The organism is Roseateles sp. GW835-FHT13E02 (assembly GCF_058794035.1).
Genome location: NZ_JBXAGJ010000018.1, coordinates 122,046 through 134,702, shown reverse-complemented (window position 1 = coordinate 134,702; position 12,657 = coordinate 122,046). Strand labels below are relative to the sequence as shown.

The 12,657-nt window shown below is 68.5% G+C and carries 12 protein-coding genes; 4 read left to right on the top strand and 8 right to left on the bottom strand.

Annotation, left to right across the window (positions count from 1 at the left end):
• On the bottom strand, positions 1-449 hold a 449-nt coding region (locus tag AC1Q6P_RS17720; RefSeq protein ID WP_492703270.1), incomplete at its 3' end, for a branched-chain amino acid ABC transporter permease.
• A gap of 309 nt (positions 450-758) precedes the next feature.
• Here AC1Q6P_RS17720 and AC1Q6P_RS17715 point away from each other — a divergent pair.
• Both AC1Q6P_RS17715 and AC1Q6P_RS17710 read left to right on the top strand, forming a co-directional pair.
• On the top strand, positions 759-2,726 hold the full coding sequence (locus tag AC1Q6P_RS17715; RefSeq protein ID WP_492665225.1) for a sensor histidine kinase: 1,968 nt from the start codon (positions 759-761) through the stop codon (positions 2,724-2,726).
• Between the two features lie 51 nt (positions 2,727-2,777).
• The gene (locus tag AC1Q6P_RS17710; protein WP_102766822.1) at positions 2,778-4,124 is read left to right on the top strand and encodes a sigma-54-dependent transcriptional regulator; all 1,347 of its coding nucleotides are present in this window, start codon (positions 2,778-2,780) and stop codon (positions 4,122-4,124) included.
• Positions 4,125-4,141: 17 nt separating this feature from the next.
• Here AC1Q6P_RS17710 and AC1Q6P_RS17705 read toward each other — a convergent pair whose 3' ends face one another.
• Positions 4,142-5,062 (bottom strand): amino acid ABC transporter substrate-binding protein, encoded by a 921-nt coding sequence (locus AC1Q6P_RS17705; RefSeq protein WP_492665226.1) that lies wholly within the window; start codon positions 5,060-5,062, stop codon positions 4,142-4,144.
• 105 nt (positions 5,063-5,167) lie between these two features.
• On the opposite strand from AC1Q6P_RS17705, the gene AC1Q6P_RS17700 reads away from it, so the two are divergent.
• Complete coding sequence (locus AC1Q6P_RS17700; protein ID WP_492665227.1) at positions 5,168-5,872, top strand: gamma-glutamylcyclotransferase; 705 nt, start codon at positions 5,168-5,170, stop codon at positions 5,870-5,872.
• Here AC1Q6P_RS17700 and AC1Q6P_RS17695 read toward each other — a convergent pair.
• Positions 5,850-6,428: a nucleotidyltransferase family protein gene (locus AC1Q6P_RS17695; RefSeq protein WP_492665228.1), complete on the bottom strand. Its 579-nt coding sequence runs from the start codon at positions 6,426-6,428 to the stop codon at positions 5,850-5,852. The genes AC1Q6P_RS17700 and AC1Q6P_RS17695 overlap by 23 nt on opposite strands.
• A 222-nt stretch (positions 6,429-6,650) precedes the next feature.
• Here AC1Q6P_RS17695 and pdxH point away from each other — a divergent pair, with 222 nt between their 5' ends.
• Positions 6,651-7,313 (top strand): pyridoxamine 5'-phosphate oxidase, encoded by a 663-nt coding sequence (gene pdxH / locus AC1Q6P_RS17690; RefSeq protein WP_492665297.1) that lies wholly within the window; start codon positions 6,651-6,653, stop codon positions 7,311-7,313.
• Between the two features lie 37 nt (positions 7,314-7,350).
• Here the strand turns inward: pdxH and AC1Q6P_RS17685 are convergent, their stop codons facing one another.
• The 5 genes from AC1Q6P_RS17685 to AC1Q6P_RS17665 all read right to left on the bottom strand — a co-directional run bounded on the left by AC1Q6P_RS17685 (position 7,351) and on the right by AC1Q6P_RS17665 (position 12,640).
• The gene (locus AC1Q6P_RS17685; RefSeq protein ID WP_492665229.1) at positions 7,351-9,486 is read right to left on the bottom strand and encodes a TonB-dependent receptor; all 2,136 of its coding nucleotides are present in this window, start codon (positions 9,484-9,486) and stop codon (positions 7,351-7,353) included.
• Between the two features lie 215 nt (positions 9,487-9,701).
• Positions 9,702-10,130 (bottom strand): hypothetical protein, encoded by a 429-nt coding sequence (locus AC1Q6P_RS17680; protein ID WP_492665230.1) that lies wholly within the window; start codon positions 10,128-10,130, stop codon positions 9,702-9,704.
• Positions 10,131-10,160: 30 nt separating this feature from the next.
• Positions 10,161-10,703, bottom strand: a complete 543-nt coding sequence (locus AC1Q6P_RS17675; RefSeq protein ID WP_492665231.1) for a DUF3299 domain-containing protein — start codon at positions 10,701-10,703, stop codon at positions 10,161-10,163.
• Positions 10,704-10,748: 45 nt separating this feature from the next.
• Entirely contained in the window at positions 10,749-11,966 is a 1,218-nt protein-coding gene (locus AC1Q6P_RS17670; RefSeq protein WP_492665232.1) for an FtsX-like permease family protein, read from the bottom strand.
• A complete protein-coding gene (locus AC1Q6P_RS17665; RefSeq protein WP_492665233.1) occupies positions 11,963-12,640 on the bottom strand; it encodes an ABC transporter ATP-binding protein in 678 nt (225 codons plus the stop codon). The genes AC1Q6P_RS17670 and AC1Q6P_RS17665 overlap by 4 nt, the downstream gene beginning before the upstream one ends.
• Between the last annotated feature and the right edge of the window lie 17 nt (positions 12,641-12,657).

The following is a 12,657-nucleotide window of genomic DNA, read 5'->3' as shown; positions in this document are numbered from 1 at the left end:
ACGCACTGCGTCACCGTGATCACCGGCCCGCCCAGATCGATCGGCGTGGTCGGCAGCAGCAGCGGGAAGGGCTTGGGATTGGGCTTCCAGATGATCATGGCCAGCGTCTGCAGCAGCAGCGACATGCCCATGGCCGTGATCAGCGGCGCCAGGCGCGGCGCATTGCGCAGCGGCCGGTAGGCGATCTTCTCCACCAAAAAGTTCAGCGTCGTGCACACCAGCACCGCACAGCCCAGCGCGATCAGCATCAGCGCCCAGCCCGGCAGGCCTGAGCCCGACAGCGCGCTGATCACCGTCCAGCTCACCAGCGCCCCCACCATCAAAATCTCACCGTGCGCAAAATTGATCAGGTTGATGATGCCGTACACCATCGTGTACCCCAGCGCCACCAGCGCATACATGCTCCCGAGCACCAGCCCGTTGATGATTTGCTGGAAAAAAGTTTCCATAGATGTCGTCCTTTTTTTGTGTCGACTGTGGCGTCGAACTGGGCAGGAGGTTTGCAAGCGACATGCCAAAAATCACGGTTTGCGGGTATTCACCGAGGGCCTCCCATGAAGCGGAAGGAGCCCGCAGACCGGGCGGCAAGCGCCCTCGGGCGGAATCCGACACCGGCTGCCGCCAGCCAGGGCGGAAATCCGCACAAGACCTGCTTGAACGCCGCGCCCCAGTGAGAACTCGGCGCCACAAGCCGCCCGCCTCGACCTCCAAGTGGGCTCGCAAATTGGGCACACTACGCAGCCCGCAGCCTGCCACGCATGAATCCGCCCTCCTCGCTTCCCTTCCCCGCCTCCGCTGCCAGCACTGCAGCCAGCCCGGCCGCACGCCGCCGGCTGCAGCCCTGGGTGCTGGCCTGCGCCGGCCTGGCCCTGGCGGTGCTCGGCGCCGCCCTGGGCCAGCGCCTGAGCGAACGCGCCGGATTGGCCCAGCTGGCGGCGGTGGCCAATGAGCGCCTGGAGCTCTACGCCGCGGGCCTGGAGGCCGAGCTGGGCCGGCACGCCTATCTGCCGGGCCTGCTCAGTGTCGACACCGATGTGCAGGCCTTGCTGGCCCGCCCCGACAGCGAGGCCTTGCGGGCGCAGACCCGGATCAAGCTGGCCCGTGTGCGGGTGCGCTCGGGCCTGAGCCTGGCCTTCATCAGCGATGCCCAGGGCCAGGTGCTGGCCTCCAGCAACAACTACAGCCCGCAGGGCTCGAGCGCCGACACAGAGACGACCCAGGAGCCGGATGCCGAAGCGCGCCGCCTGGCGCTGCGCCTGGGCGAGCGCCTGCTCAGCGGGCCGGGCCAGTTCTTTGCCGCACATGAAGACAACGGCAGCAGCGACTACTTCCTCGTCCAGCCGCTGCGGCGCGCCGGCCAGCGCTGGGGTCAGATCGTGCTCAAGCTCAATCTCGCGCCGCTGGAGGCCACTTGGGTGGACCAAGGCCTGCGCTCGCAGGGCGAAAAGCTGCTGGTAGTCGATGGCCAGGGCGTGGTCATCATGTCCTCGGTGCCGACCTGGAAGTACCACATGCTGGGAAGCTCCAGTGCCGAGCAGCGCGCCACCCTGCGCGCCAGCGGCCATTACGCGGGCACGCTGGAAGACACGCTAGGCCTGGACATGGAGGCGCTGAGCCAGCAGCAGAACGCCTTGGTGCAGCTCCCATCCTGGGACCCGGCACGGCCGCAGCAGCGCCACCGCCTGCTGGCGCAGGAGCTGGCCGTCGTGCCCCTGGGCTTGCGCCTGGTCACCCTGTCGGACCCCGCCGAGGTCTGGCGCCAGGCCCGCTTCGTGGCCTGGGGCGGCGCGGCCCTGGGCGCGGCACTCAGCCTGCTGGCACTCTATCTGCTGGCGCGACGGCGCGCCCATGCCGAGCTGGAGCGCCAGGTGAGCGAGCGCACGGCCGAGCTGCAGCTCAGCAATGCCGAACTCAAACGCCAGATCGCCCAGCGCCTGCAGGCCGAGGACGAGCTGATGCAGGCGGCCAAGCTGGCCGTGCTGGGCCAGATGTCGGCCGGCATCTCGCATGAGATCAACCAGCCCTTGACTGCCCTGCGCGCGCTCTCGCGCAACAGCTTGCTGCTGCTCGACAAGGGCCGCTACACCACCGTGGGCGAAAACCTGGGCGCGATTGACGCCATGGTCGAGCGCATGAGCCAGATCACCCGGCAGCTCAAGAGCTTTGCCCGCAAGGCGCAAAGCGCCAGCGCACCGGTTTCACTGGCCGCCGCGGTGGAAGGCGCGCGCGTGCTGCTGGGCCACCGCATCGAGGCCGAGCAGGTGCGCCTGGAGCTGGCCATCGCGCCCGAGCTGCGCGTCAACTGCGAGGCCAACCGACTGGAGCAGGTGCTGATCAATCTGATGGCCAATGCCCTGGACGCCATGGCCGAACTGCCGCTCGCCGAAGACGGCAACCCGCGCCCCCGCCATCTGCGCCTGAGCACCGCGCCGTTTGAGGACGAGAGCAAGAGCCCGGGTGAACGCCCGGGCCGCATCTGGGTGCGCGTCTGCGACAGCGGAGCCGGCATGGCTCCCGAGCAGATGGCGCGTTTGTTCGAACCCTTTTTCACCACCAAGCCGCCGGGCCAGGGCCTGGGCCTGGGCCTGGTGATTTCCGCCAAGATCGTGCACGAGTTTGGCGGCACGCTGCGCGCACGGCCGGCCGGCCGCAGCGATGATGTGGGCAGCCTGCCCGGCATGTGTTTCGAGTTCGACCTCGAGCTGGCGCCGGCCGACTACCGCTGACGCGCTCACCCATTCACCCGTTCACCTCTTCACCCGGAAAGCTACCTATCCATGTTCGAGGGATTCAAAGTCCTCTTTGTCGAAGACGATCCGCCGGTGCGGGCCAGCCTGAGCCAGACCCTGGAGCTGGAGGGCCTGGAGGTGCAGGCCTGTGCCAGCGCCGAAGAGGCCCTGCCCCATATCCAGGCCGGGGCGCAGCTGATCGTGGTCACCGATGTGCGCCTGCCCGGCATGGACGGCCTGGGCCTGCTCGACCATGTCATGGCCACCGACCCCGAGATCCCGGTGGTGCTGGTCACCGCCCATGGCGATGTGGCCATGGCCGTGCGGGCCATGCGCACGGGCGCTTACGATTTCATCGAAAAGCCGTTTGCGCCCGAACGTTTTCTTGACGCGGTGCGCCGCGCCCTGGACAAACGCGTGCTGCGTGTGGCGGTGGACGAGCTGCGCGGCCAGCTGCAGCGTCGCAGCGGCATGGAGGCGGTACTGCTGGGCAACTCGGCCGCCATGCAGCAGGTGCGGCGCCAGGTGCTGAACCTGGCCGACACCTCGGCCGATGTGATGATTCTGGGCGAGACCGGCACCGGCAAGGAGCTGGTGGCGCGCTGCCTGCACGACGAGAGCCGGCGCCGCGACCGCAACTTCGTCGCCATCAATTGTGGCGGCCTGCCCGAGGCCTTGTTCGAGAGCGAGTTGTTCGGCCATGAGCCAGGCGCTTTCACCTCATCGTCCAAGCGCCGCATCGGCAAGATCGAGCATGCCAACGGCGGCACCTTGCTGCTGGACGAGATCGAGACCATGCCCATGCTGCTGCAGATCAAGCTGCTGCGCGTGTTGCAGGAGCGGCGTGTCGAGCGCCTGGGCTCGAACGAGGAGCTGCCCATCAATGTGCGCGTGATCGCCGCCACCAAGGCCGATCTGCGCGCCCTGAGCGAACAGCAGCTGTTCCGCGGCGACCTCTACTACCGGCTCAATGTCGCCACGCTTTCGCTGCCGCCGCTGCGCGAGCGGCGCGAGGACATTCCGCTGCTGTTCCAGCACTTCGTCAACCAGGCCTGCGCCCGCTACGAGCGCAGCGCGCCCGAGCTGAGCCCGCAACGCCTGCGTGAGCTGATGGCCCATGACTGGCCCGGCAATGTGCGCGAGGTGCGCAATGCGGCCGACCGCTTTGTGCTGGACATTGGGGGTTTCGAAGGCACCAGCGCCCCCACGCCCGAGCCGCAAGCCACCCTGGCCCAGCAGATGGACCAGGTGGAGAAGGCACTCATCGAGCAGGCTCTGCAACGCTGCCAGGGCAAGGTGCCCGCGGCCATGGAGCTGCTGGGCACGGCCAAGAAGACGCTGTACGACAAGCTGCACCGCCACGGCATCGACCTGGAACGCTTCAGATCGAACTGAAACGCTGACGGGCAAACTCAGCGGTACTGCGCCGGGTCCGGCGAATCGCTGGGCTGCTCGATCAGGCGCTGAAACGCAGGGCTCATGGGCAGGCGCAGATTCAGGCCCGAACCCGGCAGCGGGCTCTCGAACCAGCGCTGGTAGATGCGGCGGATCTCGCCGCTGCGGAACAAGGCGCGCAAGACCTCATCGACCAGCTGCTTGAAGCCCGGATCGCCCTGCGCCAAGCCCAGGGCATAGGGCTCGATCGAAAAAGACGCCTCGGAGATCAGGTAGTCCTGCGGCCGGCCGCTGCCGGCCAGCCAGGTGCGCAGCAGCACATCGTCCATGGCATAGGCCACGGCACGGCCGGTCTGCAGCAGGCGGAAGGCGTCCTTGTCGTCCTGGCCTACCAGGATCTTCATGTCCAGCTCGCGCGTCTGGTTGAGCTGGTGCAGGAACTGGATGCTGGTGGTGGCGATGGTGGACGCCACCGGCTGGCCGCGCAAATCTTCCACGCTGCGGATCGGCTGCTGGCGCTTGGACAGCAGGCGGGTCTCGGCCACAAAAGTGGTCAGCGAAAACGCCTGGATGCGCTGGCGCTCGGCCGTGTGGGTGGTGATGCCGCACTCCAGATCGACCGCACCATTGGCCACCATGGGCATGCGGGTGGCCGAGCTGACGCTGACCATCTTGGCCTCCAGCTCCGGCAGCTGCAATCGCTCACGCACCGCCTGGACCACCCGCTCGCACAACTCGATCGAGTAACCCACGGGCTTGAGATCGGCATCGAGGTAGGAAAACGGTGCCGAGGCCACGCGGTAGCCCAGCACGATCACGCCGGTGTCGCGGATCTTGCGCAGCGTGGGTGAGCTCAGGGGCTCGGCCGCCCGCGCCGTCAGCAGCGACAGGCCGATCAGCAAGAACAGAGCGAAGGACCGGAAACAGGTGTTGAACATGAGGCAAGGTCGAGACAGAGGCCGCGGGAAACTGCTGCGGAAAAGCTGCCGCGATTGTCACAGCTGCCGCGTGCGGCGCGAGGCTGTGGCAGGATGTTTGCCCTGATGAACCCTCACTCGCCTTCCATCGACGCCGCCGCCCGTGATGCGGCATGGCGCGAAGTCCTGCCCCTGGAGCAGGCCCTGGCCGCCCTGCCCGACCACAGCCAAGACTTGCTGCAAGAAGCGCGCGCGGCGTGGTGCCGCGATCAAGGCCTGCTGCTCTTCGCCTACGGCTCGCTGATCTGGCGCCCGGGCTTTGAAGCGGCCGAGCAATGGCCGGCGCGGGTCCAGGGCTACCACCGCGCGCTGCGCCTGCGCAGCCTGTCCAACCGGGGCAATCGCGAACAACCCGGCCTGGTGCTGACCCTGCTGCCTGGTGGCAACTGCCGTGGCCTGGTGTACCGGGTGGCGCCCGAGCGCAGCGCGCGGGTCCTGGACGAGCTCTGGGTGCGCGAGATGGTGGTGGGCTCCTACACGCCGCGCTGGCTGCATTGCCACACAAAGGCCGGCCCCCGTTTGGCGCTGAGCTTCACGCTCAAGCGCAACAGCCCGGCCCGGGTCGGCCCGCTGGACGATGCCGCCTTGCTGCACATCCTGCGCCATGCCCGCGGCCGCTACGGCAGCACCCTGGATTACTTGGAACGCTGCGTGCTGGGCCTGCGCGCGCACGGCATCCATGACGCCGAACTTGAGCGGCAGCTGCGCCTGGCCGCCACCCACGGCCTGTGCGAAACCCTGGCGCCGATCAGGCGCCGACCTGGGCCTTGACCCTCTGCAGATCGGCCACCGTGTCGACGTCGAGCAGCACGCCGGGGTCGTCCACATCCACCGCCTGCGAGGGGTAGCGCGCCATGATGCGGCGCGCGCCCTCGTCGCCATGCAGATCGACCAGCTCGGAAAACAGCTCGGCACTGAAGCCCACCGGGTGGCCCTGGCGGCCCCGGTACTGGGCGTAGGCCACGGGATAACTGCTCAGCGCAGCGGCCACCGCAGTCATGGTTTCGGGCCGCAGCAGCGGCATGTCGGCCGGCACGATCAACCAGCCTTCCGAATCGCCGCTGGCACTGACGCCGGCCGCAATCGAGTGGCCCATGCCCACGGGGCTGGGGCGGCCCTGGCTGTCCAGCTCCGGCAGCACCACGACATCGCGCTCGGCCACCAGCTGCTCCAGGCTGCCGGCCAGGGCGGCTGTGGTCACCACCACCACCCGCAGCTCGGTCGCCAAGGCATGCGCCACGGTGCGGGCCAGCACCGTATCCAGCAGCGGATCTTGGCCGGCACCAAGGCGCTGCGCCAGCTTGTGCCCTTGGCCGGTGAATCTCATGCCGCGTCCTGCCGCGAGCACGACGACAGCCGGTCGCCGATGTGTCATCAGATCAAATCCTTCAAAAAGCCCCTCGGCTCGGGCGCTGCCCGATCGACACGCCGGGCTGCACAGTGCCGCAAGCATGCCGCCCGGGCCCGGCTGTGCGCAATGGGGCCATCACTTAAGGTGTTCTACCGTCAGAGCAAGTACCAGCGCCCGCTCTGGGCCGATACTCTGCGCATGAACAGCAGCAACCACAGCAAACCCGAATCCCTGGCCGACCTGCGCAAGAGCTACGAGCAAGGCGAGCTCGACGAGGCCATGGCCGCGAACGAGCCCCTGAGCCAGTTCAAGCAATGGCTGGATCACGCCCTGGCCAGCCAGGTGCCCGAACCCAATGCCATGACCGTGGCCACGGTGGGCGCCGACGGCCGCCCTTCCACACGCATCGTGCTCATCAAGAGTTATGACGAGCGCGGCATCGTCTGGTTCACCAACTACCAAAGCCGCAAAGGCCAGGAGCTGGCGATCCATCCTTTTGCCGCCCTGCAGTTCCACTGGGTGGAGCTGGAGCGGGTGGTGCGCATCGAGGGCCGGGTCGAGAAGGTCAGTGACGAGGAATCGGACGCCTACTTCCACTCCCGCCCGCTGGACTCACGCCTGGGCGCCTGGGCCTCGCCGCAAAGCCAGGTGATCAGCTCGCGCGGCGTGCTGGTGGCCAACGCCGCCAAGGCCGCCGTGCAGCACGGCCTGAACCCTGCCCGCCCGCCGCACTGGGGCGGCTACCGCCTGCTGCCCGAGCGCTGGGAGTTCTGGCAGGGGCGCAAGTCGCGCCTGCATGACCGCCTCAGCTACCGCCTGCAGGCCGACGGCCAGTGGTTCAAGGAGCGCCTGGCCCCCTGAGCCCCTGCCCCCTTAACAAGCTCGAGGCGGCGCTCGCTCAGAAGCGCAGCTGCAAGCCGGTGTGCAGGCTGCGGCCCGGCAGCGGGCTGAGCTCGCGGATGGTGGCCACCGAACTGGCGCTGTAGGCCAGTTGATTGCCCACATTGTCGAGCTTCAGATACCAAAGCGCCTCGTTGTTGCCGATGCGCAGCTGGCGTGACAGGCTCAGCTTGAGCAGACCGTAACCGGCCGTGGCATGGTCCAGGGCCGGCACACGGGTCTGCCGCGCGCTCAAGCGCCATTCCACGCGGGCCATCCACGGGCCCTGGTTGGCGTCCAGCGCCAGGCTGGCGCGCAGCGGCGCCAGGCGCGGCAAGGGCTCGCCGGTCTGGCGGTTGCTGCCGCGCACGCCGTCCAGCGTGGCGGTGAGGGCGAACTGCGTGCCCGGCAGCAGCTGGGCCGGCAGATGCCAGTGGCCTTCCAGCTCGAAGCCTGTCAGCACCGCCGGCACGGCTTTGAAGGCATAGACCGGGAAGGACTCACCCGCGTCGTCGAACTGCTCGCCCGTGGCATCGAGTGCGATATAGCTGGCGAAGCGGGTGCGGAACAGGTTCAGGCGCACAAAGTTTTCAGCCTGCTTCCACTCCAGGCCTAGGTCCACGGCCTTGGCGCGCTCCAGGCCCAGGCTGGCGTCGCCGCGCTCGTAAGCGCCGCTGGCCACATGGACACCCTGCGCATGCAGCTCGTAGAACATGGGGGCACGCTGGCTGCTGTTGACCTGGGCATTGAGGCTGAAGGCTTCGCTCAGGCGATAGCTGCCGCTCAAGGTCAGGCTGCGTGGCTTGAAGCGCAGGCTGCTGGCGGCACCAAAGCGTGGCTCTTCGGCATCGGCCGCATCACCGGCCGAGTTGACGCGCACCGATTCCGCACGCGCGCCCGCCTCCAGGGTCAGCGGGCCGGCTGCGTACTGCTCCAGCAGAAAGACCGCGCTGCTGCGCGTCTGCGAACTGGGCACCAGGGCTTCAGCGCCGATGGCGGAGAAGTCGCTGCGCTCCATCTGCACACCCAGCATGCCCTTGACGGCAGCACTCGCGCCCCAGGGCGCATGCTCCAGCTCCAAACGCAGGTCCTTGCCGCGGTTCTTGAACACCGTGCCCACCTCGCCCGAGCCTTCCACCTCTTGATGCTGGTAGCGGCTGCTGCTGGCATTCCAGCTCACCCGGCGCAGCAGTTCGGCCGCAGCGCTGCCCGGGGCAAAGCGCCATTCGCCGGCCGTGGCCGCGCGCTGGCGCTGCATCTGGATCTGCACATCGGGCTCGACGGTCACGCCGTAGTCGTTGTGGTAGTCCTCCAGCGACAGCCCGACATAGCCCTGGGCGAAGATGTAGGAGCCGCCCACCGCGCCGCCGTGGCTGCGCGCCGCGGAGTTGCGCACCTCGGTGGCGCTTTCACCCTCGGCGCTGAAACGCGGGGTGCTTTGGTTGGAGGCCCGACGGCCGGCCAGGTCGGCATGCCAGGCCCAGCCTTGGCTGCCCGAGCCGACGCCACCGTCCAGCACCACGGCGCCGTTGCGCTCTTGCGCCGGGCCGCCGACGCGCACCTCCGCCGCACCGCTCAAGCCGGGCTGCATGGCCTTGGGGATGCGGTTGTCCAGGGTGTTGACCACACCACCGATGGCGTTGCCGCCATAGAGCAAGGCAGCCGCACCGCGCAGCACCTCGACCCGGTCGATGACCAAGGGGTCGGTCGGCACGGCATGGTCAAAACTCAGGCTGGAGGCATCGACCGAAGCCCCTGAATTGCTCAGCATGCGCACCCGGTCGCCATCCAGGCCGCGGATGGTGGGTCGGTTGCTGTTGGGGCCGAAGTAGCTGGCCGAGACACCGGGCAGACCGTCAAGGGTCTCGCCCAGCGAGGAGGCGCGGCGCAGGCTCAGCTCGTCGCCGCTGAGTGCGCTGTTGGCTTGGGTCAGCTGCTGGCTGCGCAGCGGGTTGCCGGTCAGCTGGACGCGGCCCAGGTGCTCGGTGCTGCCGGCTGCGGACGGCGCAGCGGCCAGCGCGGCAGCGGGATCCGCCGAGGCTGCGGTCTGGGGTGGAGCGGTCGAGGCTGTTTGGGCCTGGCTGGACAGACTCAGGCACAGGAGTGCGGTACCCAGGGCCAAGGGCCGCGGGGCAAAAACGGAAGCGGTGCTCATGATCGGAGAACTTTCTGGCGCTTGTGCCGACGGCCCGCCTGCAAGCGGACTCGTGGACACAACACATAACCGAGGGAACGGGCCGCAGGCTCCCCAAGCTGGGAGGCGCGGCGAAGCCCGTCTCGAGCCGAACGCAGGTCACCAAGGCGAACGCCGCTGAACACAGCGGCCTGCACGCGGGACCTTGCGTGGTCGAGGCGAAAAAGGGAGTTCGCTCAGGCCAGGGAGGGCGGACCGCGGGCCGCGCGCTTCCAGCGCGCCGCCAGGTGCAAAGACGCCACCGGAGCCGCATCGGGCCTCGCGAACACAGCGTCTTGAAGCGCCACCGCGGGCAAGGCCAGGGGCGCGTGGTCGTGGCTGAGCTGGTCAAGCAGCAAGCAAATCAGCTCGCCGCGTGTGTGACCCCAGCCCTCGCCGGACGTCATGCGGGCGGTCTGGGCATCCGACACCGCGCTGGCCGGCGCCAGCGAAGCCAGCGGCACCAGGGCCCGCGCGAAGCCGGCGCTGTGCAGCACCCGGTGCGACTGCCCCAGGCCCTGGAAGGCCAGCATCAAGGCCAGCAGCGCCCAGACCCGCCAGGCCTGCGCCTGCGGCCTGCGCAGCGCTGCGGCGCTGCGTGGTGGGGTCTGGGAGCTGCGGCTCATCGATTCAGTCGATCAGTTTCGGGCTCGCGCTCAAGGCGCGGCCAGACCTTGGCCGCCATTGATGCGATAGAACAGGCCGTAAGGGTCATCGCTGAGCACGGCCAGCACCCCTTCAACCAACACCGGCTCCAGGGTGTAGCGCACCGGCTGCTGGGTGAAGACTTCAATCAAGCCCTCGGCACCGGCCGGCACGCAAAACGAGCAGGAGGTGGGCACCGAAGACAACAAAAAGTGGCGCTGCTTGTCGCCCGGCTCCAGCGGCATCATGAAACCCTGAACCTTGACCTTCTTCTGGTTCAGCGCCTGCACCGGGGCGGGAAAGGTCGGCACCAGCCGGTTCTTCTCTGCCTTGGTACTCACCGAGGACAGCAGGCTCCAGGACAGCACACCTTCGCGCTCCTGCAAAGGCTTGAAGGGGCTGCGCGGGTCGTGGTAGCCCGGGCCTTGCCCGATGACTGGCGCCTGCGCCTGCGCCCCAGCGCAGCACAAGGCCAAGCCCAGCATCACAAGATGACGGCGGGCAGCAAGCGCAAAGCGGGACGGGCGGTTCACAAGCAGCACAGTTCGGTTCATGGCGATTCAGATCGAGTGCGGCATTGTGCCTGCAGCAGCATCGCTTCAGCGCGGCGCCTGCAGCAATTCACTGACATCCAGCCGGTAAGCGCGCCAGGCCGGCCAGGCCGAGGCCAGCAGGGCCAGCGCCGCGGCAAGCAGGGGCAGGCTCCACTCCCAGCTGGAGAACCAGGCGCCGCTCAGGCGCAAGCTCTGGCGCTCGGCCAGCACCCGGCCCAGGATCTCGCACAGACCATGCCCCAGGCCAAGGCCGATGACACAAGCCAGCGCCGCCAGAATCGCCGCTTCCAGCCCCACCAGCACCGCCACCCGCCACGGTGGCGCGCCCAGCATGCGCATCATGGCCAGATCCGCCTGCCGGGCCCGGACGGCATTGAGCAAGGCCACGAACACCGACAAGCCCGCCGCCAGCAGCAGCACCCACGCAAAGCCGCGCAAGACCTCGGTGCCCGCCCCCACCATGCGCAGCAAGCGCGCGGTTTCCAGCGCCGGCGCTGCCGCCTGCAGGCCCGGCTGGGCATTGACCCAGCGCGGCAGGCTGATGGCCGCGAGCGGGCTGCGGTAGCTGAGCAGGATCAAGGTGACCTCGCGCTGGGCCTCATCCCTGTCCTCTACCTCATGCGCCTCATGCGCCTCGCCATGGTGGGCCTCGTGAACCTGCCAGACGGAGGCCAGATCGGTCAGCACCAGGCGGTCGATCACCGTGCCCGTGGGCTTCAGAATGCCGGTCACGGTGTAGCCACCGCCCTCGTGCGCATCCCCCTGCTCGCCCAGGCCGTGGCTGCCGGCAAACGATGCGCCCAGGCCCAGGCCGGTGCGCTGTGCGACCTCGGCACCGAGCACGGCCTGCATCGGCCCGTTCCACGCCTGCCCCTGAGCCAGGCTGGCGCCGTACAACTCCAGATAGCGGCGCTCCGTGCCCACGATGCGAAAGCCACGCAGGCTGTCACCCAGCGACAGTGGCACGGCGCGTGCGACCAGGGGCTGCGCACGCAAGGTCTTGAGTGTGGTCAGCGGAATGTTGCCGGTCGGCACATCGAGATGGAACACGCCCGAGAGCATGATTTGCATGGGGCTGCCTTTGGCGCCGACCACCAGATCGATGCCGGCCAGATCACGGCGCACACCCGCCTCGATCTGCTCGCTGACCAGAAGCACAAAGCTGATCGCCGCCAGGCCCAGGCTCAGGAGCAAGAGATTCAGGCCGGCCGTCAGCGGCTGCGCCCAGAGATAACGCCAGGCCAGGCGAATCAGGGCGCTCATGCCTGCACCTCGCCCGCGCGGCCCGCCGCCAAATCCAGCAGCGACCAATCCGCCCTGCCCGCCAGCGGCTGGACCAGACGGCCGTCGTGCGTGGCCAGGATCAAGCTGACGCCCTGCGCCGCGGCGACCTCGAGCAGCAAGTGCAAGACCTGCTGCGCATGGGCATCATCCAGACTGGCGCTGGGCTCATCGGCCAGCAAAAACGCCGGCTGCCGCATCAAGGCCCGCGCCAGGGCGACCCGCTGCGCCTGCCCCACGCTCAGCTGGTGCGGCAGGCGCGCGCCCAGGCCTTGCAAACCCAGCTGCTGCAACAAAGCCAAGGCACGCTCAGGCTGGGGCAGCAAGCCAGCGCTGATGAAGGGCAAGGCCAGGTTGTCGAGCACGCTGAGGCTGGCACTGAGGTGCAGGCGCTGCGGCACAAAGCCCAGCTGCGCGCCGCGCCAGGCATCCCGCTGGCGCGCACTCAGCGCACTCAGCTCGGTTCCAGCCATCTGAATGCGGCCCGCGCTCGGCGTCAGCAGACCGGCCATCAGGGCCAGCAAGGTGGATTTGCCGCTGCCCGAGGGGCCTCGCAGCAGCAAATGCCGTCCGGTCGGAAGCGAAAAATCAGGAAAAACGACGGGGCTGCCGCCACCCGCGTAGTGGTGGCTGAGCCCGGACCATTGAATACTCATCGACGCCAAGCGCTCCG